The organism is Allohahella sp. A8, from assembly GCF_047946665.1.
In the GTDB taxonomy this organism is placed as follows: domain Bacteria; phylum Pseudomonadota; class Gammaproteobacteria; order Pseudomonadales; family Oleiphilaceae; genus Allohahella.
Window position 1 is genome coordinate 4,023,220 of sequence record NZ_CP172312.1, and the last position, 20,947, is coordinate 4,044,166.

A 20,947-nucleotide genomic window follows, 5' to 3' on the forward strand; every position below is an offset into this window, starting at 1 on the left:
GGACAGCTGGTCTGACGTCCGAAACCCGGCGGACGGGCGCTAGTCGTCCCAGCTATCGCCGCCGCCGTTATCTTCGACACCCGCCATATCCAGTTCTTTCATCTTTCTCGTGAGCGTGTTGCGGCCCCAGCCAAGCAGAATGGCCGCATCTTTCTTGCGCCCGCCTGACTGCCTGAGCGCAGACTCGATCATGACCCGCTCGAAGATAGGCATTGCCACATCGAGCAGTCCCTCCTTGCGCGTAAGCAGCTGTTTCTCAGACCAGAGGCGGAGTGATTCGGGCCAGTCGATGGTTGTCGTCTTGTTCGGCGTTTCGTTCTGCAGCTCCGGCGGCAGATCGCCCAGATGGATTGTTCGTCCGGAAGCCATCACGGTCAGCCAACGGCATGTGTTCTGCAGCTGCCGCACGTTACCGGGCCAGGGTAGCTGGCACAGCAGTGCCTCGGTCTCGGCAGCCAGAAGCTTGTTTTCCGTGCCTAACTCAGCGGCTGCCTGCTCGAGAAAGTGAGCGGCCAATCTGGGAATATCTTCACGGCGTTCACGCAGGGCAGGCAGATGTATACGGATCACGTTCAGTCGATGGAAGAGATCTTCCCTGAACGCGCCGGACTCCACCAGCTTCTCGAGGTTCTGATGCGTGGCCGCGACAATTCTGACGTCGGCCTTCACCGGGGTGGTTGCACCAATTCGGTAGAACTCACCATCGGCCAGCACGCGAAGTAGCCGCGTCTGCGTGTCTGCCGGCATGTCGCCGATTTCGTCGAGAAACAGCGTTCCGCCACTGGCTTGTTCGAAGCGACCGATACGCTGGCCACCCGCGCCTGTGAAGGCACCTTTCTCATGGCCGAACAGCTCTGATTCGATCAGGTCTTTCGGAATGGCAGCCATGTTGAGTGCAATGAAGGCATGACCTGCCCTGGGGCTATGCTCGTGCAGCGCCTTGGCCACCAGTTCCTTGCCGGTGCCAGACTCGCCATTGATGAGCACTGTGATATTGCTGTGGGAGAGGCGGCCAATGGCGCGAAATACCTCTTGCATAGCGGGCGCCTCACCAATGATCGGCGGGGTCTTCTGTTTCTGCTGCTCGCTTGGCTGTCCGACTCTGTTCTGGTTTCCAGTTGCGTGCGCAAGTGCCCGCTTGATGATGATAATGGCTTCATCCAGGTCGAAGGGCTTCGGGAGATAGTCGAAGGCGCCTTTCTGGTAGCTGCTGACCGCGCTATCCAGATCCGAATGTGCTGTCATGATAATAACCGGGATATCCGGATGTTGTTCCTGCAGGCGTTGTAGCAGTTCCAGGCCGTTGATACCCGGCATTCGGACATCACTGATGATGGCGAGGGGTTGTTCACACTGCAGTCGGGAGAGAATGGTGTCTCCAGACTCGAAAGATTCGAAGGCGATGCCTTCCTGCTCCATCGCTTTCTCGAGCACCCAGCGAATAGAACGGTCGTCATCAATAATCCAGACGGGCGACGACTCGGTCATAGTGCATTCTCCAAAGGTAGATAGACGATAAAAGAGGTATGTCCGGGTTCACTTTCGCACTCGACGATGCCGCTATGCTGTCCGATGATGCCCTGAGTGATAGACAAGCCGAGACCGGTGCCGCTGGCGTTGCCACTGACCATGGGATAGAAGATGTTTTTCAGAAGCTCTGGCGGCACACCGGCACCGTTATCGATCACTTCTGCCTTCAGTACCAGTCGATGAAGCTTTCCGGACAGCGTGAACTGTCGAACAGTTCGTGTCTTGAACTGTATCTCGGGCAGGAATCCCGGTTTTGAGCCTGGTTGCGTCAGGGCCTGAACCGCGTTACGCGCAATATTCAGGAAGCCCTGTATCAGTTGTTCCTTGTCGCCAGTGAATTCCGGGATGCTAGGATCATAATCTCGCCGGATGGCTATGTCTGAACCGCACTCGACTTCAATGAGACTGATGATACGCTCGAGCACTTCGTGAATATTGACTTCGCTCAGGTGCAAGGCCTTGTTGGGACCGAGCATACGGTCCACCAGGTTCTTCAGCCGGTCCGCCTCGGAAATAATAATGTTGGTGTACTCCGACCACCCGCCACCGGAGGTGGGCACGGACAGGCGAGTGGTCTGGTGAGTGTCCTGACTGGAATCAAGCGCTTTCCCCAGCAGCTGAGCGGCGCCACGGATGCCGCCGAGGGGATTCTTGATCTCATGGGCCAGGTTGCGGATCAGGACACGCGCCGCCTGATGCTCTGATTGCAGCTCCTCTTCGAGTGATATTCTTCTAACGTGATCCTTTGCCTGCATTTCGAGTAGACGAAACGCATCCCCAGTGGGTCTGCCAATGTCTGCGGGTGTGCTCGATATGGTGTAGTCGACAATGATGCTGCTGCCGCTCAGCAGGGTGAAGCGCACCGTGCTCTGGCCAAAGCTCTGTTCGGTAGAAAGACCGTTCTCGAGTGCGCACAGACCGCCGGGCTCTGACTGGAGACAGTCAGTGTAATGTAAGCCAAGCATTCGGCTGGCGCTGCTTTCAAGTAGAATTTCCGCCGCAGAATTGACGAAGGCGATCGTGCCTCGGTGATCGAGCAGCAGTACGGCCGTAGCCAGGTTTTCAAGAAGCCTGGCCAGTACAGAGTCGGTCAGCGCGTTTTGTGGGTGCATACAGGGTCACAATATCTCTGGCAGCTAAGACAGTGCGATAAAGCAATAAATGGTCCAGGTCCTTATTTTACTTCTGCGAACGCACCACATGGGGTCGCTCCGTAAGGGAATCGCCGCTATGGCGCCGGCTGACAGCGTTTTCCGTCAGGGCTTACCACTCACCGAAAAGCAGCATGCCTGATTTTGAGGCGATATGCGCGCACCATAATGGTGCGCGGTTGAATGGTGCTCAGGGTCGATGCAGCACAGAAGGTCTGTGAATGGTAAACGTAACGGGTTCAGCGCTTTGCACGACGCTGTCACCCTCTACCACATCAACACTGATGGTGTGGGTGCCACGGTCCACGTTACTCAGAGGTATGGCTGGCCCCTTCGTAAGCGCTTGAGCCTGTCCGTCCAGGGTCAGACGCAGGAAATGCTCGCTTTGAAGATCGGGCGTGATGTTCATGACGACATTGAAGTCTCCGCTGCCTGAGTTGAAGGCACTGTCATGCTCGGGGTACGCGATCTGCAGCGTCTCGTAAGCTGGACCGGCATCGCCGGATTCAGCCGCTTCCTGTCGCTCGCCAATAATCGCAGTAACCTCGTCTGGCTTCGGCAACTGGATAGTGGCAGTTTCCTTCACTTCGACACGTTCGGCACCTTTCCGCGGCTGATCCGTGAATTCGACGTTGCCTTCAGCGTCAGTAAAGCGATAGATCTCGGCATGCGCGCCGAAGGGCAGTGGCGTTAGCAGAACCCCACTCAGCACGGCAATATGACATTTTCGTCTGGTCGTAGCGCTCATGCTAGCCATCCGTCGACGGCAGCTCTTTAGGAGGTCTTCCTGTATACGCATATTCATATCCGTCTCTGAGCCTCTGAATTGGCAGATCTCAGTATAGTGCAAGCAAACCTCGGTGCCTGCAACCGAACAGGAAGCTGGTCGCTGAAACGAAAAAGGCCCGCATATGCGGGCCTTCTGGGTCACTCTGAATATTAGAGCGAGTAGTACATCTGGAACTCGACCGGGTGAGTGGTCATGTTCAGACGCTCGACTTCAGCACGCTTCAGCGCAATGTAGCCATCGATCATGTCCTGTGAGAACACGTCGCCCTTCAGCAGGAACTCCTTGTCTGCTTCCAGTGCGTCCAGTGCCTGCTCGAGAGAGTTACACACTGTTGGGATTTCAGCAGCTTCTTCTGGTGGCAGGTCATAGAGATCCTTGTCTGCAGGATCGCCTGGGTGGATCTTGTTCTGGATACCGTCGAGACCAGCCATCATCATCGCCGCGAAGCCCAGGTAAGGGTTCTGCATTGGGTCAGGGAAGCGGGCTTCCATACGACGTGCCTTGGCGCTGTTGACCCATGGAATACGGATCGACGCCGAACGGTTACGTGCAGAGTACGCCAGCATGACTGGTGCTTCGTAGCCCGGTACCAGACGCTTATAGCTGTTGGTAGACGGGTTGGTGAACGCGTTCAGTGCGCGGGCGTGCTTGATGATGCCGCCGATGTAGAACAGTGCTGTTTCAGACATACCTGCATAGGCGTCGCCAGCGAAGATGTTCTTGCCATCCTTCGACAGTGACATGTGTACGTGCATGCCTGAACCGTTGTCGCCAACGATAGGCTTGGGCATGAATGTCGCAGTCTTGCCATAGGCGTGAGCGACGTTCAATACGCAATACTTCAGAATCTGAACTTCGTCAGCCTTGCGGGTCAGCGTGTTCGCGCCAACACCAATCTCGCACTGGCCAGCAGTACCGACTTCGTGGTGATGGACTTCGATCTTCAGGCCCATGCTCTCCATGGCCGCGCACATGGCGCCACGCAGGTCGTGGAGTGAGTCGACTGGCGGCACAGGGAAATAACCACCTTTCACACCTGGACGGTGGCCGACGTTGTTGCGGTCGAAATCATCATTGGAAACCCATGCAGCTTCTTCTGAGTGAATTTCGTAAGAAGCGCTCTGCATGTCTGCACGGTACTTGACGCTGTCGAAGACGAAGAACTCCGGCTCAGGACCGAACAGGGCAGAATCGGCAATGCCGGTGGTCTTGAGGTATTCTTCAGCACGCTTGGCAATGGAGCGCGGGTCACGGTTGTAACCCTGCATCGTGGATGGCTCAACTATGGAGCAAGTCACGTTGACCGTGGTATCTTCTGTGAACGGATCAAGCACACAGGTCTCGTCGTCGGGCATGAGAATCATGTCTGACTCGTTGATGCCTTTCCAGCCGGCAATTGACGAGCCGTCGAACATCTTGCCGTCCTGGAAAGTTTCTTCAGTGATCTCGCTCACGGGCATGGTGACGTGCTGTTCCTTGCCCTTGGTGTCCGTAAAGCGAAGATCGACCCATTTCGCTTCGTGCTCTTTTATAAGTCCCAGAGTTTTCTCTGACATTCCTTACACTCCGTTTACGTAAAATTCTGTTACAGAAATGGCCCGCTCCACTTGACGGTGAAGTCGCAGCGAGCATAGCACGAGGTTCCGGTTGCTGAAACTGTCACTCGGCTGTAATCCGGCGGCCAGCTACGGGGCCGTAAGCTTGCGCTCGGCTTGGCTAAGCTTCAAGTCTTAGGTGTAAGCAAATTTGTTGCCATCTTTTGGCCTGCCGCGAATCGACGCAGATTCATCGAGTGGCGAGACCAGTGGCAGCAGGGGTTTCCATGATAAACGACAGTGCACCAAGACACGCTTCGAAGATTCGCGCTCGCCCATTAACGGTGCGCTGCGCTCTATTATGGTGCGCGAGTCGGTTGTTCGGCACCACAATGGTGCATAATAGCCGCCAGGCGCTTGCGGATTACGACATGCACATAATTGTCACGTCGCATACTCGGCATTGATTCTATACTCTTCTACGACATTGCTATCAAGCATTCCAGCAATGGTTTATAATGCCGCGCAAATTTTGCCCGCACAGTTCTCCCATTTCGCCACTATTCGGTACTCGCAACGTGATAGAAAAAGTACGCAACATAGCCATCATTGCCCACGTCGACCACGGTAAAACTACGCTCGTGGACAAGCTGCTGCGTCAGAGCGGTACCCTCGGTCGAAAGGATCAGGATTCTGAACGGGTCATGGACTCGAACGATCAGGAAAAAGAGCGCGGCATTACCATCCTTGCCAAGAACACCGCCATCACCTGGCACGACTATCAGATCAACATCGTTGACACACCAGGCCACGCCGATTTCGGTGGTGAGGTCGAGCGTGTACTCTCGATGGTCGACTCGGTTCTTCTCCTGGTCGATGCGCAGGACGGTCCGATGCCCCAGACGCGCTTCGTGACACAGAAGGCGTTCGCCAATGGCCTTAATCCGATCGTCGTCATCAACAAGATCGACCGTCCAGGCGCACGTCCTGACTGGGTGCTTGGTGAAGTCATGGATCTGTTCGACCGCCTCGGTGCAACCGAGCAGCAACTCGATTTCCCGGTTATCTATGCTTCTGCGCTGAACGGAATCGCCGGCCTTGAGCCTGATGCCATGGAAGACGACATGTCTTCATTGTTCCAGATGATCGTTGACAAGGTGCCACCACCGGACGTCGATCCTGAAGGCCCGTTCCAGATGCAGATCATGGCCATGGACTACAACAGCTATGTCGGCATCATTGGCGTTGGTCGAATCAGTCGCGGCAAGATCAAGACGAATACCCCGGTCGTCGTCGTTGATCGTGAAGGCGGCAAGCGAAATGGCCGCGTGCTCAAGATCATGGGTTACCACGGCCTCGAGCGCGTCGAAGTCGAAACAGCTGCTGCAGGAGACATCGTCTGCGTGACAGGTCTTGATGAGCTGAATATTTCTGACACCCTGTGCTCACCAGACAAGCCTGAAGCGCTGCCGCCGCTGACAGTCGACGAGCCTACCGTCAGCATGATGTTCCAGGTCAACGACTCCCCGTTTGCTGGCAAGGAAGGCAAGTACGTCACCAGCCGGAACATCAAGGAGCGTCTCGACAAGGAACTGCTGCACAACGTGGCGCTTCGAGTCGAGCCAGGTCCGACGCCTGACCAGTTCCTGGTTTCAGGTCGCGGCGAGCTGCACCTGTCAGTACTGATCGAGAACATGCGTCGTGAAGGTTTCGAGATCGCAGTCGCCAAACCAAAGGTCATTCTGCGTGAGCAGGATGGTGTGAAGGTCGAGCCGTTCGAGCAGGTCGTTATCGATATCGAAGACCAGCACCAGGGCGCCATCATGGAAGAGATGGGTGCCCGTCGCGCCGAGCTCACCAACATGATTCCAGACGGCAAGGGCCGAAGCCGACTCGAATTCATCGCGCCTTCTCGTGGTCTTATCGGCTTCCGTTCAGCGTTTCTGACGATGACGTCTGGTTCAGGCATCCTGACGCACATATTCGACCACTACGGGCCGCTGAAGGAAGGCATCAACGCCACGCGTCAGAACGGCGTGATGATAGCCAACCTCACTGGTAAGGCGCTCGGATACTCACTGTGGAACCTGCAGGAGCGTGGCCGTCTGTTCATCGATCCCAACGTCGAAGTGTATGAAGGCATGGTCATCGGTCTGCATAGCCGGGATAACGACCTAACGGTCAACTGTACCAAGGGCAAGCAGCTCACGAACGTGCGAGCTTCGGGAACAGATGAGAACATCGTGCTCACACCGCCTATCCGGATGTCGCTTGAGCAGGCGCTCGAGTTTATCGAGGATGATGAGCTTGTTGAAATTACGCCGGCCAGTATTCGCGTGCGAAAGCGTCATCTCAAGGAGAGTGATCGCAAGCGGGCCAGCCGAGCCTAACGTCGTAGATTAGTTTTTCAAAGGCGCCCTCAGAGGCGCCTTTTTTGTTGTTAGTCCGCTCGTAAAATTTTCCCCGAAGTCAACTTTTCCCTTCGAATTTATTAACAATGTCTCATTAACTCTCGGTAATTGCTTACTATGACTGCCACGAGGCGGATGTCATGGTTCGGTCACCTGACGTAGTTCACTGATTACCCGGTTGCCCCACTAGGTAGAACTGCTGACGCTTCAAGAGGATTCCGTAACATAAGCGTCACAATTGCTACGTACAATTCCGGATCTATAGCGTGGTCCAGCCTAACAGGCTGAATTGAAAAGGAATTTCAGAAATTTTTGCGTTGTTGCCAAGGAGTGGGGAAAGCCCTGGGCCGCCTGAGAAGGCGCCAACATTGCAAAGACCTGAATGCTGTATTACTAATTGGTTATCGGAAACATGCGTTTAGTGGGTTTTCGTGAAGCAACACTTGAAGATCTGAATCTAAGCAAAGTGCGAGATCGGATCGCCAGGCAGAGCGGCAGGAAGCGCTGGTGCCAAGGGACACTGAAGTCATTGGAATGACTGCACGAACAATAGAAAGCTGCCGAAGAAGCGGCTAATCCGCCCCGGACAACAGGGGGTGGAGGCAATACCCGGCACTGCCAGTTCAGTTATCCAACAACGAGTTGATTTACACACAGAAGGAAGACGAAATGAAAAAGACGCTTTTAGCTTCAGCTGTCACGCTGGCCACCTTGACGACCGGCACTTTCGCTGCCGATACCACGCCACAGATCGACTCTGCAGCCGCACTGGCGCAGCGTCTTGATTCCATGCCACAGGTTTATGGCAACGTTCAACTTGCCTGGGTTTATTCGGAAGCAGACAAGAATATCCTCTCGGATAACGGGGATGTAGAATTCTTTGAAGGCTCTACCGTAAGCGGCCTAGAAGATAATGGATCAACCATCGGCTTGACTCACGAGCATGAAATCAGCCCTGGCCTCGAAGCGTTCATGAAAATTGAGCTTGACGGCATTGACGGTGATGACAAGGCTAAAGGACGCGGACGAATCAAGCTTGATGAGGCTTACATCGGACTAAAAGGCGACTTCGGTCAGGTCTGGGTCGGCTCTGACGACTCGGCTTACGAGAGATTAATCGATGGCATCAAACAATATTACGAGATAGTCGTCTTCAACACCGGCACCGTGTATAACACCGGTGAAGGCGATCTGCTCCAATACACTTCGCCTTCATTCAGCGGTCTGACCTTGCACGGTGCGGTTGAACTCGACGGCAGCTTTGAAGATGCAGACGGTAACGACGTGGGCGGTGAAAATCCATATCAGTTAGGCGTCCAGTACGCGGATCATCAATTCTCACTGGCTGTGGCAATGGACTCGAACGACAGTTCAAATGCCGGTAACACCTATGGCGTTCGCGGTGCGTTCCAGATGGGCGATCTGGAACTGAGTGCTTTATACTCGACCACGACAGACGTCCGTGATGACTACGGTCTGATGGCGATCTACTCTATGGGTGCCAACACATTCGCGGCGTCATACGAGTTCTCCACGCCGGACGGCGACGGTGAGGACACTTCGGTTATATCGTTGCAGGCGCTCCACAGCTTCTCGGATAACCTCTATGTCTATACTGAGCTTTACTTCGTAACAAGTGATGAGGAAGGTTTCATCGACATCAATCCTGATGACGCCGATAATTCGCTTGTTGAAACCGGTGCCGATGCGACTCACCTGGCACTTGGCGCAGTCTACGCTTTCTAATAAGCTGTTCAAGGCGGCTTCGCTCTGCGAAGCTGCCTTTTTCTCCGATTTGAAGTACGAAAATTTTATCGCGTTTATTATTGGTAAGATGTCGGCGCCTGACTAGAGGGGCAGTACCTCGTCGGCTTTGCCCCTCTGATCGCTACCAGTTTCTTTTACTGTCAAGCCAAATGCCTAGCTTGCGCCGGAAGGCCAGATCATCCGCTCGGAATTTCGCCAGGCTCTATAGCTGCAGAGCTAGCTTCAATTGGATATCTACTTCAAGAGAGACCTTCGTAATACGATCGAAGGCATTCTTTTCAGAATCAGAACAGGCGTGCCCTGGCGAGACCTGCCGCCAGACTTCGGTAAATGGAATTCGGTCTACAAAAGATTTAATGGTCGAGAAAAGGCGTCTGGAAACGTCTGTTCGACAAGCTGGTAACGGAACCAGACCTTGAATGGGTTTTCCTGGATGGGACTTATGTCAAAGCTCATCAGCACAGTGCAGGCGCAGCGTCGCTCTGGCCTGCGCTTTCGTGTGGCTACCGATGTGAAACGTCAACAGCCCCTAGCAGCCATATCTTACTAGAACGTTTTGCTCCACCCTAACCAAACCTTAGGGTCGCTGGAGCTCACCGAGCCCAGTGCAGAGTCTTCATCGATATCAGCATACTCCAGGTTGAAACTGAAGGCGCCAAATTCTCCAGCATTTTTCGTAATGTTAGCTGAGGCATGTGCGTAACTCGCGTCTCCGACAGATGGAGCGCTGTCGTCGGTAAAGTCGTAGAAACCTGCGAGAACGCCCGTACTGTAGCCGTCCTGCAAAGGTATTTCGACACTTGCGTAATAGTAGAGGTCGCCTTGGACGAACAACCCTTTCCCACTCACGTCGCTGTTTGTTGTATACGCGAAGCCTAGGGCCGCAACGCCATAGCTCACCTCCCCATATATCTCCCCGAAGTCAATGGAATCAGGCGCATCGGGATAGGCATAGTAGATATAGCCCACATCGTAGCCAAGGTCATTCATCGCTCCGGCGAATCCAGCATATAAGTCCAGCTCGTAACTCGTTTCATCGCCGAAATCCACGTTGGAGGCCCATGTACCAGCGTAAAAACCGGAGGCGTGTTCAAAGTCAATTCCACCTTGAACAGCTGGGGAACCGTCTGTTTGCGTTACACCGCGAAACAGATAATTGCTCACAGCGGCGATGTTGGTACTCACCTCTGCGCTCACGAGAGAAGATGTCAGCTGGAGCGTGACCATCAATCCAAAACTTGACGTCATTCGAGATTTTTTCATTGCTTGCACCTTTGTTAAAGAAATCACGATCTCGAAGCATTAAGCAAAACACATGCCACCTTTCTGAAAAACGCTGCAGACATTTGCAATGCATTGATTGCTGGGCAAGCGAAGCTGGTATCAGCTGTTCGTGCGTCGCTGGTAAAGCATAAAAGAACCTCTCGACTCTACGCAATGCGTCAATCTGGTGCATTCGCCGGGGTCGGAGCGCGCTATGCACCAAAAACGCTCTGAACAATTATCATGAGCTCCGTTGTTACGGGTGGATAGTAAAAGGAGTTTTCCCTCAATGATAAAGAGTGCCCCACCTGAACTGCCAACGCGAGTCAGTAAAAAATAAGCCAAGTGATTGCCTTCGTCGAATCCAATCTCGTAGAGATCGTCACCTATCTGTTTACCGTGAGCAAACAAAGGTTTTTTACTGATTGGCCGTACGGAAATTCGAAAGGCCGAGGGACGAGAATAATGATTCGTGCTGTGATGTGAAAGTGGCGCGAGGAAGAAGGCCCGCCGTACCATTGCGGCAGCGGCGGGCCATATAGCTAGGCTTTACGGGCGTCTCTGAGCTTGCCTTTTGAGAACAGGGCGAAGAGCACGGGCAGTACAAAGAGTGTCAGGAACGTGGCTGTCACCAGCCCGCCCACGATTACACTGGCCAGCGGCTTTTGTATCTCTGCACCAACACCGTTCGAGAGCATCATGGGAATAAGTCCCAGCGCCGAGGTGAGAGCGGTCATAAGCACGGGCCTCAGTCTCGAGGCTGCACCATCGAACACGGCATCGGCTACCGCCAGGCCATCCCCTATCCGCTGATTGATGCTCTCCACCATGACCACCCCATTCAGCACCGCTACCCCGAACAGGGTAATGAAGCCGACGGAGCTGGGAACTGACAGATACTGCCCGGAAATCCAGAGCGAAAACACACCACCGATCACCGCCAGGGGTACGTTGACCAGGATCAGCATGGCCTGCCCCACAGACCCGAACGCAAAGTAGAGCAACAATGCTATGAGGCCAAGTGAGATAGGTATTACGAGTGCCAGTCGTTTCTGCGCTCTCTGCTGGTTTTCGAACTGGCCGCCGATTTCCACTGAGTAGCCGGTGGGGAGATCCACCTGCTCAGCGATGACCTGTCGAATGTCCGCTACAACGCTGCCCATATCCCGGCCTTGCACGTTCGCCTGTATCACAACCCGCCGCTGAACATCGTCGCGTCTTACCTGTGGCGGGCCTGAAGCTATCGTGACATCGGCCACATCGCCCAGGCGAACCCACGCACCGGACGGCGCCTGCAGCCGCAGATCGGCAATCGCCTCACGATTTTCACGGAAGCGTTCGCCAAGACGTACATAGATATCATAGCGTTCGTTGCCGTTGATGATCTGGCCAGCGCTCGCCCCGCCAAGCCCCTCTTGTACCAGCTCCATCACATCGCCTACAGCCAGACCATAACGCGAAAGCGCGCGGCGATCTGGTTTGACGACCAGCTGTGCTTCACCCGCAATCTGTTCCATGGCAACATCACGCGCACCCGAAATTTTCTTCACGACTGTTTCGATAGCCTGCCCCTGTTCGGCCAGAACATCCAGGTCCGGGCCGAACAGTTTGATAGCCAGCTGAGCTTTCACGCCAGACAGCAGTTCATCCACACGTGTGGCGATCGGCTGGGAAAAATTGAACAGTAAGCCGGGATATTGTTCGAGTTTCTCCTCCATCAGGCTCTGCAGCTCATAGCGGCTGCTGGCACTCGTCCATTCAGGCACGGGCTTGAGACCGATATAGATTTCGATATTGTTCACTGGTTCAGGGTCTCCGCCGATTTCCGCTCGCCCGATTCGCGACAGAGCATAGGTCACTTCTGGAAACTCCATCAGCATCGCTTCCAGTTTGGGCGCTACTGTCAGTGCAGTGTCGAGACTGGAAGAGGGCGCCAAGGTAACCCGCAGATTGATCGTCCCCTCTTCAAGTTCAGGCACGAACTCCGTGCCGAGACGAGGAACGACGGCTGCGGCAGCTATCACCATCAGTCCCGCAACCAGAACCACAGTCTTTCGGTGTCCCATCGCCCACAGCAGTCCCCGGCGATACAGGTAATCCAGCGGCTTCAGCACGAAGCTTTCTTTTTGACGAATCCCCTTCCGGAACATATAGGTAGCCAAAGCCGGAACAATAATCAGCGCAACAAACACCGCAGAAAGCATGGCAAGCATGATGCTGATAGCCATCGGCTGGAAAAGCTTGGCCTCGACACCTTCAAAACTGAAGAGCGGCATGAAGACGACCAGGATGATAGCTGTGGCAAAAAAGATAGGGCGGGCAACCTCCCGGCCAGCCTCCTGCAGCCTCAGCGCAATGCCATGGTTATCATGCGGGGCGTCAACAGGGTCTATATCGTCAGGCCCCACGCGTTTCAGTCTCTGCGAGTCGTGCTCGGCATCCGGGTGGGTCAGGTGCTTGAACATGTTTTCGACCATCACCACCGAACCGTCGACCAGCATGCCTATGGCTACTGCGATGCCACCGAGCGACATCAGGTTGGCAGAGAGTCCGAACCACGCCATGACCATCAATGCGATACCAATCGATATCGGGATGGAGATCAGAACCAGGAAAGTGGCCCGCAGGTTCATCAGGAACAATGCAAGGATGACGACGATGAACACAAAAGCGAGCAGGAGCGCGTTGACGACGGTCTCTACGGCCTGTGTGATCAAATCGGCCTGATCATAAAATGCTTCAAAGTGAACACCTTTGGGCAAAGCCTGATTGATCCGGTCAACGCGGGCATTTACAGCATCGATAGTAGTCTTGGTGTTGGCGCCCATGCGCTTCAGGACGATGCCGGCGACGACTTCGCCCAGCTGGACGACTTCGCCATCGGCATCCTTGCGGGTCATGGTCACTGCGCCCTGGCGAATTTCACTTCCCAGTTCGACCTGAGCCACATCTGAGACAGTAACGGTTGTACCATCCACGGTTTTCAGGGGGACCTGACGGATCTGGTCCATGCCCGCTTCGCCGTGGTCCATCCAGCCGGTACCACGTATCACCAGCTGCTCCTGACCGCGGTTCATATACCACCCGCCGACGTTCGTGTTGTTCTGCTCCAGCGCCTCCATCACGTCATCCTGCGTCAGGTCGTAGGCCAACAGTCGTGACGGGTTCAGGTTGACCTGATACTGGCGAACATCGCCGCCAAAGGAGAGCACGTCAGTGACGCCTTCGGCCGGGATCAGTAGGAGTTTGACCACCCAGTCGTGCAGGCTGCGTAGCTCCATCGCATCGAAGCCCGAGTCGGGATCGGCGACCAGCAGATACTGATAGACCTGTCCAAGCCCTGAGGTATTCGGGCCCATCTCCGGAGTGCCAACACCATCGGGAATCAGCTCCCTGGCAGCCTGAAGCCGCTCGAAAACAAGCTGACGCGCGAAATAGATGTCGGTGCCTTCCTTGAAGACAACGGTGACGCCTGACAAACCGGTCTTCGATATCGAACGGACTTCTTCTACGTCGGGCAAGGCATACATCACAGCCTCGATCGGGTAGGTGATGAGCTGCTCGACTTCTTCTGCGGCTAGCCCAGGTGCTTCGGTATTGACCGACACCTGAACATTGGTGACATCAGGAAAGGCGTCGAGATTGAGTTTCGGAATGATAAAAACGGCCGCTGTCATCAGCGCCAAGAGTGCAATCACCACCAGCAAGCGATTGGTGACTGCCCAATCGATGATTCGATTAAACATGAACTTTCCTTTGCTTAGTGGTTGTGAGGATCAAAGCCGCCTTTGGCGATTTGGGAAGCGACGAAAAAAGCGCCTTCAGTGACGACACGAGCGCCGGTTGCGATGCCGGATATTTCGCGCAATAGCCCAAGGGATCGTCCCAATTCAACTTCTATTGGCTTGAACTCGCCAGGGTGATCTTCGACAAACACGGTCCAGTCGCCATCGGCACCTCGCATCAGTGCGCCTTCCGGAACGGCCAGTACTGGCTTTTCAGTACTGAACTGAAAGAACACCTCGGCAAATTGGCCTGGGTGAAGCCGGTGAGACTGGTTATCGACCAGCAGCCGGACCGTTCGCGTGCGTGTGACCGGATCTATGGTATGTGCCTCCTGCGACACGACCGCCGGTACGCGCAGGTTGGGCGTCACGACCTCCGCCCGCGTCCCTTCGGGCAGGGCCAGCGAGCGATCGGCCGGCAGGTGAGCCTCTACCCACAGCTCCTTCTCGTCCGCCAGGGTAATCATCGGGGCACCTGCCTCGATGCGCTGCCCCTGCTCGAAATCGTCCGCGAGTACAGAGCCATCGATTTCAGCTCGCAGGGTATATTCGCCAAGGGCCTTGGTCTTTTGTGTCTGCAGCGCCTTGAGGTCCTCCGAAGTGAGGCCGTAAGCCAGCAAGGTCGCCTCTGCGGCTTCCAGGTCAGCCTTGGCGCTGATATACCGTTGTTCTCCCACGGTTCCGGGCCCAAGCTTCTGTACCCGCTGCCATTCTGGCCAGGCTCTGCGGTAGTCGGCCTGTGCCTGGGCGACGCTTTCGCTGAAAAGCGTGACCAGCGGCTGACCTTGTTTGACGTGGCTACCCAGCGCCACGTGGCGACGCAACACCACCGAAGGGACCCGAGGCGATACTCGGAAGCTGGTGTAGCCGTTGGACATGATTTCGCCCGGCGCATAAAGCGAATAGTCCACAGACTGAGGGGCGAGCGCTTTCACCTGAATATCCGCCAGCGCCATCTGACCACCGGTCAATGTTGCAGCAGCGCCTTCATCATGACCACCTTCGTCGTGGCCGCCCTCCTCATGGCCGCCCTCATCGTGCCCACCTTCCTCTTCATGGTCTTTGCCGCCATGGTCATCACCCTCATCTTCGTCATGATTTTCGTCACTATGTTCGTCATGACCATGCTTGTCGGCAGTTTTATGGTTATCGTGCGCCCCGTGCTCATCGTGATCTTCTTCTTCGTGACTATCGTGAGGCGGCTCGGCAGTCAGAGCGGTGTCCGGTGAAGTTTCTTCATGAGCATGGCCCGGCGAAGTTGTCTCGGCCTGTCCAGCCGTCGCCAGCGTACCAAGCAGAAAAATAAGCAATGTCTTGTTCATGTGAGGTGTCCCGTATCAGTTCGTTTGAGCAGAGGGTGGCACTGTCGCGGCGATCAGTTGACCCGATGTAAGTAGCACTTGTGTAAGCGCCAACTGCGTCTGTTTTTCGAGTGCTATACCAGCCAAAAGACTCTCGGCCCGCTGGTTGAGGGTTTGAAGATAATCTGCTGTGGAAAGATCCCCGCTGCGCCATTGACGCTCCAGCATCTCGGGACCGCTCTCTACATGACTCTGCGCTACTGTTTGCCAGCGGCCATACTGTTGTTGAAAACGCTGCCAGGCGGCCAGAGCAGCCTCGAATTCGAATCGTTGCTTGCGCAAAGCAGAACGATATCGCGCTTCGGCTTCCAAAGCTGCACGGCTCGCAGCGCGAGTTTCGGCACTGAAATCGTTACGCACGTTGAGTGGAATGGCGAATGTGAGGGCTACGACATTCTCGCCACCGTCGCGACCTGCATTGATGCCTACAGTGGGTTCTGCCCTGGCCGCGCGTCGTGTCACCTCGGCCTCCTCCTTCAGCGCCTGCCAGTTTGCGCGCGCAGTCTCGACTGCTGGATGCGTCAGCAGCGCCTCTTCGGACAGCGAACTTGGCAGAGTCGGCCACTCGTCCTTCGAAATACCGCCGAGTGCGGGCGTCCACTCCGGAAGAAGTTCACGCAAACGAGACTCAGCTGTCAGCGACGCGACTTCCAGTTCGGCAAGTTCGGCGAGCTGTTGGGACAGAAAAAGAAATGTAAGCTCCGCATCGATGGTGCTGATATCACCAGCGCTTTGCCGTTTGCGCGCCAACTCGAGCAGTGTCTGGAAGTGGTCTTTCTGTGCTGTCGCGATCGTGGCCGCACGATTTGCGGCATCCCACTCGATCAGGGCTTCCAATACTTCGGCAGTCCTGTCCATGGCCAGCTGGCGGTACTGTGCCTCAGCTGCCTGGCGGATGGATACGGCTTGATCCTTCCTCGCACCTTTTCTGTCCCACCAGTCGAGAGTCTGCTGAACACCGACGCGGAAGTTATTCTCTTCACCGCCACGTTCCACTTCAGAATACAGCTCAGGGTTGTGGAGTGGCTGGTCTGTTGCGTCGGCCGTGGCCCAGGAGCCCAGCAATTGCTCGCGAGCGGCAGAAATATCCGGATGCTGCTCTAGCTGTGGCGCCAGCCAGCCGGGCCAGTTATCCGCTCTGGCTTGCGCCGCAAAAGTGGAACAGGAAAGAAGTGCACAAATGGCATAAGAAACTTGCAGTTTCTTCATGAAGAGCCCTCGCAATGGAGTAAATCAATGTACATTGGACGCAACGAGGCATTGCCACGCTGTGTCAATAAGCAGATCGTGCCCGTACGTTGACTAGACTATCGGAGGTGGGTTATCTGAAAAAACGATGTGGGACCGGTAGCTGACGTGGTAGTCGAATAGTCCAGCGTGCAGCGCGGTGAGAAAGGATGGATGTTGATCGTCATCGAGAAACATTGGCGAGGAGCCATGACAATGGCAACAATGATGGCAGTCCAGTTGGGCGGTAGCAGAATTGGTGGTCTTGTCAGTGAAGTGGCCTGACTGAGTCTGCTTGCTTGTTTCGTGCTCGTGCTCGAATGACAGATGCGCCTCACCTGATTGATGGCTGTTATGCACGTCCGCTATGGCGAGTACCGATTGCAAGGCAATGAGCGCGGCCAGAAAGACGGTCAGGAGGCGGTGAGTCGCAGAAATGATATTTATCCTGTAAAGCCAAAATGATTGACGCGGGTAACCCTACCAGATTCGTCCTTGGAGACCAACGCAATAATGCTATTGTTTATGAACAAGCGGCAAGGTGTCGCGCGTATCCATTTATCGGTCGAGAAAAATGCCGCGCAGTGTCTCGTGCAACTACACTTCGAAAGCGGGCTTAGCTATCAAATCGTTTGACCCAGCGGTCTGATGCCTGCGGCTCTGCGTCATCTCTCCGCAGGATGCGAGTAGCCTCTTCGAAGACTGATAAGGGGTTCACCAACATCAGCCCCGCAAGTTCATCCCGGTACATGGTCCGGGGCAGCAAAGAAAGGAACAGAAATATGGGCGGACATCACAATCACAGTTCCGGCAATTTGAAGACGGCATTCTTTCTGAACCTGAGCTTTACGATCATTGAAATCATTGGAGGCTTATGGACGAATAGTATCGCAATCCTCAGCGATGCCGTACACGATCTAGGTGATTCCATGTCCCTGGGTCTGGCCTGGTATTTCGATCGCCTCTCGCACAAGGGGCCTAATCCGCAAAACACCTATGGGTATCGCCGCTATGCCTTGCTCGGTGGACTCATCACCTCTATCGTGCTCATCATGGGTCTCGCCTTCATTCTCTGGCACGCTGTCAGCAGGCTCCTGTCACCAGAAGCTGTCAATGCCCCTGGTATGATGGCGTTAGCTGTGGTCGGTATAGTCTTCAATGGGATAGCCGTACTTCGGGTGAGGAAGGGCTCGTCCCTAACCGAGAAGGTCGTGAGTTGGCATTTGCTTGAAGATACACTTGGTTGGGCTGCGGTATTAATCGGCGCAGGCGTCATGACGATCTGGGATGTACCGATTATCGATCCCATACTCTCGATCGGAATCTCCTTGTTCATCCTCTGGAACGTCATTCGAAACCTGCGCCAGTTTTTCCATGTGTTCCTGCAGACCAGTCCAGAGGGTTTCGATATGGAATCCTTTGAGCGTGACATAAGCTTACTGCCAGGTGTCAACTCCGTACACCATTGCCATAGCTGGTCTCTGGATGGCGAAAAGCATGTCCTGAGCGCACATCTGGTCATGAAGCAATCAGTGAGCCGGGAAGAAGTGGTAGCGGTCAAGGAAAGAGTCCGTGAAATGCTGGACACTGAAAAGTTCGTGCACCTCACTCTTGATGTTGAGCTCGAAGGCGAGACTTGTATTACAGGCGAGGTCCCACACGGTAGTCCTCCCGATTTGCTCAGTTAGGTAGTGGCGGAAGCCACCTGGTTGTAAAAGGGATCTGTGAGAAGTGCAGTAATCATTCAAACCAATAGCTGAAAGAATAATCACTATGGCAGAATTACAAAAATCATTAAGTACCCTTCGGCTTACTTTTTATGGTGTAGGCACTATTGTAGGCGCAGGAATATATACCGTAATTGGCGCGGCAGCTGGACAGGCTGGTACAGGCCTGTGGTTGAGCTTTATTTTTGCCGCCATCGCAGCAAGTGTATCTGCAATGTCGTATGCAGAGATGTCCTCTACATATCCAAATGCTGGTGCGGAGTTTGTTTTTGTACGCAAGGCCTTTCCCAAGATTGACACACCATCTTTTCTCACGGGGTGGACGATCGCGTTTCACAGTTCGGCTACCATCGCCGCTGTTCTGTTGGCTTTTTCAGGATATTTCAATACTTTTTTAAGTGTGCCCTCTATATTGGTGAGTTTTAGCGTCCTGGTTGTTCTCTCATTGATAAGCATTGCCGGCATCAAGAAATCATCGAACGCCAATATTGTTATGGTAAGCATACAGCTATTGGGTTTGTTAATTCTTATTGTGGTTGGACTTTCTGAGACAGGGCTACCAAAGGCAGAATTTTTTAAAGTGGAATCTTTATCTGGTACTTTGGCAGCTACCGCCACATTATTCTTTATTTATACTGGCTTTGAACATATGGCGGCACTAGGTTCGGAAGTGAAAAATCCTGGTAAAACCATTCCCCGTGCATTCTTGTTGACAATGGTTATCACTACTATTGTATACCTGCTAATATCTTTTACTGTACTTAATATTGCCGACCCTTCTGAGCTGGCAAAAGTAGATTCTCCACTTTCACTTGCGGCTTCTAATCTCAACAGCTGGTTGCCTGTGGTCTTGGCCGTTGCGGCACTTTTTGCCACGGCCAATGCTGCATTTAGTGGTCTTATTTCTATAAGTAGACTTCTGTTTGGTATGGCTAGCGTCGGCGAACTTCCAAAATTCATGACAAAAACCAACGCACAGAAAGTGCCATGGGTCGCTACCGTTGTTGTTATGGTGGTAGTTGCGGGTTTTATACTACTGGGCGATATCAAGATCGTAGCAGGAATGTCCTCTTTGGGCGCGCTGCTTGTTTTTGTCGCCGTGAACGTTGCCCTAATTGTACTGCGTTTTAAAGCACCTGAAAAAAACAGGCCTTTTAAAGTTCCTTTGTCCGTAGGAAAAGTTCCTATACTGCCAATTTTGGCGATTATCATTAGCCTGTCGCTGATAATTCAATATGACTGGCAAGTATATGCTGCATTTTTGGGAGCAGTAGCTGTCGGCATCCTACTGGACTATTTTTTGGATAAAAGGCCAAAGGAAGAAGTTGATGCTGAAAAAGAAAAGGATTTATTCAGTCACTAAATGAAGTTATGAAAATCAATAAAGCAGATTTCGCACGTTTTTTGTTCGCCTGAACCTGTCTCCGTTTCGATTGCGATGAGCGATTTACCTGCGTCCTGTGCTGCACTCGATGCCAAGGTGGAAGAGCAGCTCGAACAGGTGCGTATCCGTCTTCGTGATCTGAATGCGATGGAGCGGGAGCTCACACGCCTTAGCGCCTGTTGTGAAGGCGGTGTCATTCATGATTGCAGAATTGTTGAGTCGTTATTCGGGCGCAGCTAATGCCAACTGTCTAGTTCAGCGGCGAAGAACCGATCGTCTGCGGACAGGTGCCGTCCATCATCATGCCGCCCATCATACTGCCATGCATGAACCACATCGCGATGAAACCAAGTACACAGAGGAATCCAATGATTGCAAAGATGATCACCGTTATTTTTATGGCCGGGTTGTTCATATACTAATCTCCATAGCGCCCAATGGGCGGAAAATATGTTCATGATAATGATTTCGAAAGATCAAAGGCTTTGCTGGCCTGAAGGGGCATTGTTTCGCATTGGCCGCATACCGAAGTACATTAGCCGGCTGGCGTAGAGGCTGACCACCGGCACCACCACCCATTGGGCCAGCGGGAGCAGGCCAGTGCCTAACAGAGGGAGCGTTGGCATCTGCTCGTTGTACTGCCATCGTCCTAGTATTTCGGTTGCCATGTATTCGAACAGGATCGTGATGAGCAGGCCTGCCAGCAGGTAGAAAAATAGTGGTTTCGAGGCGGGCGTGCTGACCCAATGAATGGAGCGCACGCTTAGCGCTGCTGTGAGATAGGCGGTGACCGCAATGTTGGCATCCCCGAAGGTTGCCTTGGTGCAGACCCAGATTGCAGCTGCATGACTAGCAGAGGCCATGCCCTCGTAAAATGGAACCTGCCACATTTCCCAGGCCAGGTGCAGGAAGAGACTCGTTATCCAGATTAACGCGAGGGGTACTATCCAGTGTGGGCGATTCATCGAGGCTCCTAAGTTGTCCTGTTTAAAGTGAGGACTGTTGTCAAAGCTCAT

General features: G+C 54.0%; 15 protein-coding genes and 1 pseudogene. 6 read left to right on the forward strand and 10 right to left on the reverse strand.

Features of this window, described 5'->3' with window-relative positions; all coding sequences use genetic code 11:
- Positions 1-39 precede the first annotated feature (39 nt).
- From ntrC to glnA, 4 genes are all read right to left on the reverse strand, one after another.
- Positions 40-1,488 carry a nitrogen regulation protein NR(I) gene (gene ntrC, locus ACH3PB_RS18030; protein ID WP_416396830.1) on the reverse strand — a complete coding sequence of 483 codons (1,449 nt, stop codon included), beginning with the start codon at positions 1,486-1,488 and terminating at the stop codon, positions 40-42.
- Entirely contained in the window at positions 1,485-2,642 is a 1,158-nt protein-coding gene (gene glnL / locus ACH3PB_RS18035; protein WP_416396831.1) for a nitrogen regulation protein NR(II), read from the reverse strand. The genes ntrC and glnL overlap by 4 nt, the downstream gene beginning before the upstream one ends.
- 229 nt (positions 2,643-2,871) lie before the next feature.
- Positions 2,872-3,429: a DUF4124 domain-containing protein gene (locus tag ACH3PB_RS18040; RefSeq protein ID WP_416396832.1), complete on the reverse strand. Its 558-nt coding sequence runs from the start codon at positions 3,427-3,429 to the stop codon at positions 2,872-2,874.
- Between the two features lie 191 nt (positions 3,430-3,620).
- Positions 3,621-5,027 (reverse strand): glutamate--ammonia ligase, encoded by a 1,407-nt coding sequence (gene glnA, locus ACH3PB_RS18045; protein ID WP_416396833.1) that lies wholly within the window; start codon positions 5,025-5,027, stop codon positions 3,621-3,623.
- A 557-nt stretch (positions 5,028-5,584) separates the two neighbouring features.
- Between glnA and typA the strand changes: the two genes are divergently transcribed.
- The 3 genes and pseudogenes from typA to ACH3PB_RS18060 all read left to right on the forward strand — a co-directional run.
- On the forward strand, positions 5,585-7,396 hold the full coding sequence (typA, locus tag ACH3PB_RS18050) for a translational GTPase TypA (protein WP_416399483.1): 1,812 nt from the start codon (positions 5,585-5,587) through the stop codon (positions 7,394-7,396).
- Between the two features lie 690 nt (positions 7,397-8,086).
- The gene (locus ACH3PB_RS18055; RefSeq protein WP_416396834.1) at positions 8,087-9,163 is read left to right on the forward strand and encodes a porin; all 1,077 of its coding nucleotides are present in this window, start codon (positions 8,087-8,089) and stop codon (positions 9,161-9,163) included.
- A gap of 247 nt (positions 9,164-9,410) precedes the next feature.
- Positions 9,411-9,664: pseudogene (locus ACH3PB_RS18060) on the forward strand (transposase); the annotation flags it as partial.
- Between the two features lie 66 nt (positions 9,665-9,730).
- Here the strand turns inward: ACH3PB_RS18060 and ACH3PB_RS18065 are convergent.
- The 4 genes from ACH3PB_RS18065 to ACH3PB_RS18080 form a co-directional block, all read right to left on the reverse strand.
- Entirely contained in the window at positions 9,731-10,447 is a 717-nt protein-coding gene (locus tag ACH3PB_RS18065; RefSeq protein WP_416396835.1) for a TorF family putative porin, read from the reverse strand.
- A 542-nt stretch (positions 10,448-10,989) separates the two neighbouring features.
- Complete coding sequence (locus ACH3PB_RS18070; protein WP_416396836.1) at positions 10,990-14,193, reverse strand: efflux RND transporter permease subunit; 3,204 nt, start codon at positions 14,191-14,193, stop codon at positions 10,990-10,992.
- A gap of 14 nt (positions 14,194-14,207) precedes the next feature.
- The gene (locus tag ACH3PB_RS18075; protein WP_416396837.1) at positions 14,208-15,554 is read right to left on the reverse strand and encodes an efflux RND transporter periplasmic adaptor subunit; all 1,347 of its coding nucleotides are present in this window, start codon (positions 15,552-15,554) and stop codon (positions 14,208-14,210) included.
- A 15-nt stretch (positions 15,555-15,569) separates the two neighbouring features.
- Positions 15,570-16,802, reverse strand: coding sequence for a TolC family protein (locus ACH3PB_RS18080; protein ID WP_416396838.1), 1,233 nt, complete (start codon positions 16,800-16,802; stop codon positions 15,570-15,572).
- A gap of 800 nt (positions 16,803-17,602) precedes the next feature.
- On the opposite strand from ACH3PB_RS18080, the gene ACH3PB_RS18085 reads away from it, so the two are divergent.
- From ACH3PB_RS18085 to ACH3PB_RS18095, 3 genes are all read left to right on the forward strand, one after another.
- Entirely contained in the window at positions 17,603-18,508 is a 906-nt protein-coding gene (locus ACH3PB_RS18085) for a cation diffusion facilitator family transporter (protein WP_416396839.1), read from the forward strand.
- A gap of 85 nt (positions 18,509-18,593) precedes the next feature.
- Entirely contained in the window at positions 18,594-19,910 is a 1,317-nt protein-coding gene (locus tag ACH3PB_RS18090; RefSeq protein WP_416396840.1) for an APC family permease, read from the forward strand.
- Between the two features lie 75 nt (positions 19,911-19,985).
- Complete coding sequence (locus tag ACH3PB_RS18095; protein WP_416396841.1) at positions 19,986-20,171, forward strand: hypothetical protein; 186 nt, start codon at positions 19,986-19,988, stop codon at positions 20,169-20,171.
- Between the two features lie 10 nt (positions 20,172-20,181).
- Here ACH3PB_RS18095 and ACH3PB_RS18100 read toward each other — a convergent pair whose 3' ends face one another.
- Both ACH3PB_RS18100 and ACH3PB_RS18105 read right to left on the reverse strand, forming a co-directional pair.
- Positions 20,182-20,346, reverse strand: a complete 165-nt coding sequence (locus tag ACH3PB_RS18100; protein WP_416396842.1) for a hypothetical protein — start codon at positions 20,344-20,346, stop codon at positions 20,182-20,184.
- Positions 20,347-20,407: 61 nt separating this feature from the next.
- Positions 20,408-20,896, reverse strand: coding sequence for a hypothetical protein (locus ACH3PB_RS18105; protein ID WP_416396843.1), 489 nt, complete (start codon positions 20,894-20,896; stop codon positions 20,408-20,410).
- Between the last annotated feature and the right edge of the window lie 51 nt (positions 20,897-20,947).

What these genes read in the sequence shown, in the direction of transcription:
- ACH3PB_RS18040 (WP_416396832.1), bottom strand. Translation starts at nt 3,429, where the DNA reads ATGAGCGCTACGACCAGACGAAAATGTCATATTGCCGTGCTGAGTGGG.
- ACH3PB_RS18095 (WP_416396841.1), top strand. Translation starts at nt 19,986, where the DNA reads ATGAGCGATTTACCTGCGTCCTGTGCTGCACTCGATGCCAAGGTGGAA.
- ACH3PB_RS18100 (WP_416396842.1), bottom strand. Translation starts at nt 20,346, where the DNA reads ATGAACAACCCGGCCATAAAAATAACGGTGATCATCTTTGCAATCATT.
- ACH3PB_RS18065 (WP_416396835.1), bottom strand. Translation starts at nt 10,447, where the DNA reads ATGAAAAAATCTCGAATGACGTCAAGTTTTGGATTGATGGTCACGCTC.
- glnL (WP_416396831.1), bottom strand. Translation starts at nt 2,642, where the DNA reads ATGCACCCACAAAACGCGCTGACCGACTCTGTACTGGCCAGGCTTCTT.
- glnA (WP_416396833.1), bottom strand. Translation starts at nt 5,027, where the DNA reads ATGTCAGAGAAAACTCTGGGACTTATAAAAGAGCACGAAGCGAAATGG.
- ACH3PB_RS18080 (WP_416396838.1), bottom strand. Translation starts at nt 16,802, where the DNA reads ATGAAGAAACTGCAAGTTTCTTATGCCATTTGTGCACTTCTTTCCTGT.
- ntrC (WP_416396830.1), bottom strand. Translation starts at nt 1,488, where the DNA reads ATGACCGAGTCGTCGCCCGTCTGGATTATTGATGACGACCGTTCTATT.
- ACH3PB_RS18085 (WP_416396839.1), top strand. Translation starts at nt 17,603, where the DNA reads ATGGGCGGACATCACAATCACAGTTCCGGCAATTTGAAGACGGCATTC.
- ACH3PB_RS18055 (WP_416396834.1), top strand. Translation starts at nt 8,087, where the DNA reads ATGAAAAAGACGCTTTTAGCTTCAGCTGTCACGCTGGCCACCTTGACG.
- ACH3PB_RS18105 (WP_416396843.1), bottom strand. Translation starts at nt 20,896, where the DNA reads ATGAATCGCCCACACTGGATAGTACCCCTCGCGTTAATCTGGATAACG.
- ACH3PB_RS18090 (WP_416396840.1), top strand. Translation starts at nt 18,594, where the DNA reads ATGGCAGAATTACAAAAATCATTAAGTACCCTTCGGCTTACTTTTTAT.
- ACH3PB_RS18075 (WP_416396837.1), bottom strand. Translation starts at nt 15,554, where the DNA reads ATGAACAAGACATTGCTTATTTTTCTGCTTGGTACGCTGGCGACGGCT.
- ACH3PB_RS18070 (WP_416396836.1), bottom strand. Translation starts at nt 14,193, where the DNA reads ATGTTTAATCGAATCATCGATTGGGCAGTCACCAATCGCTTGCTGGTG.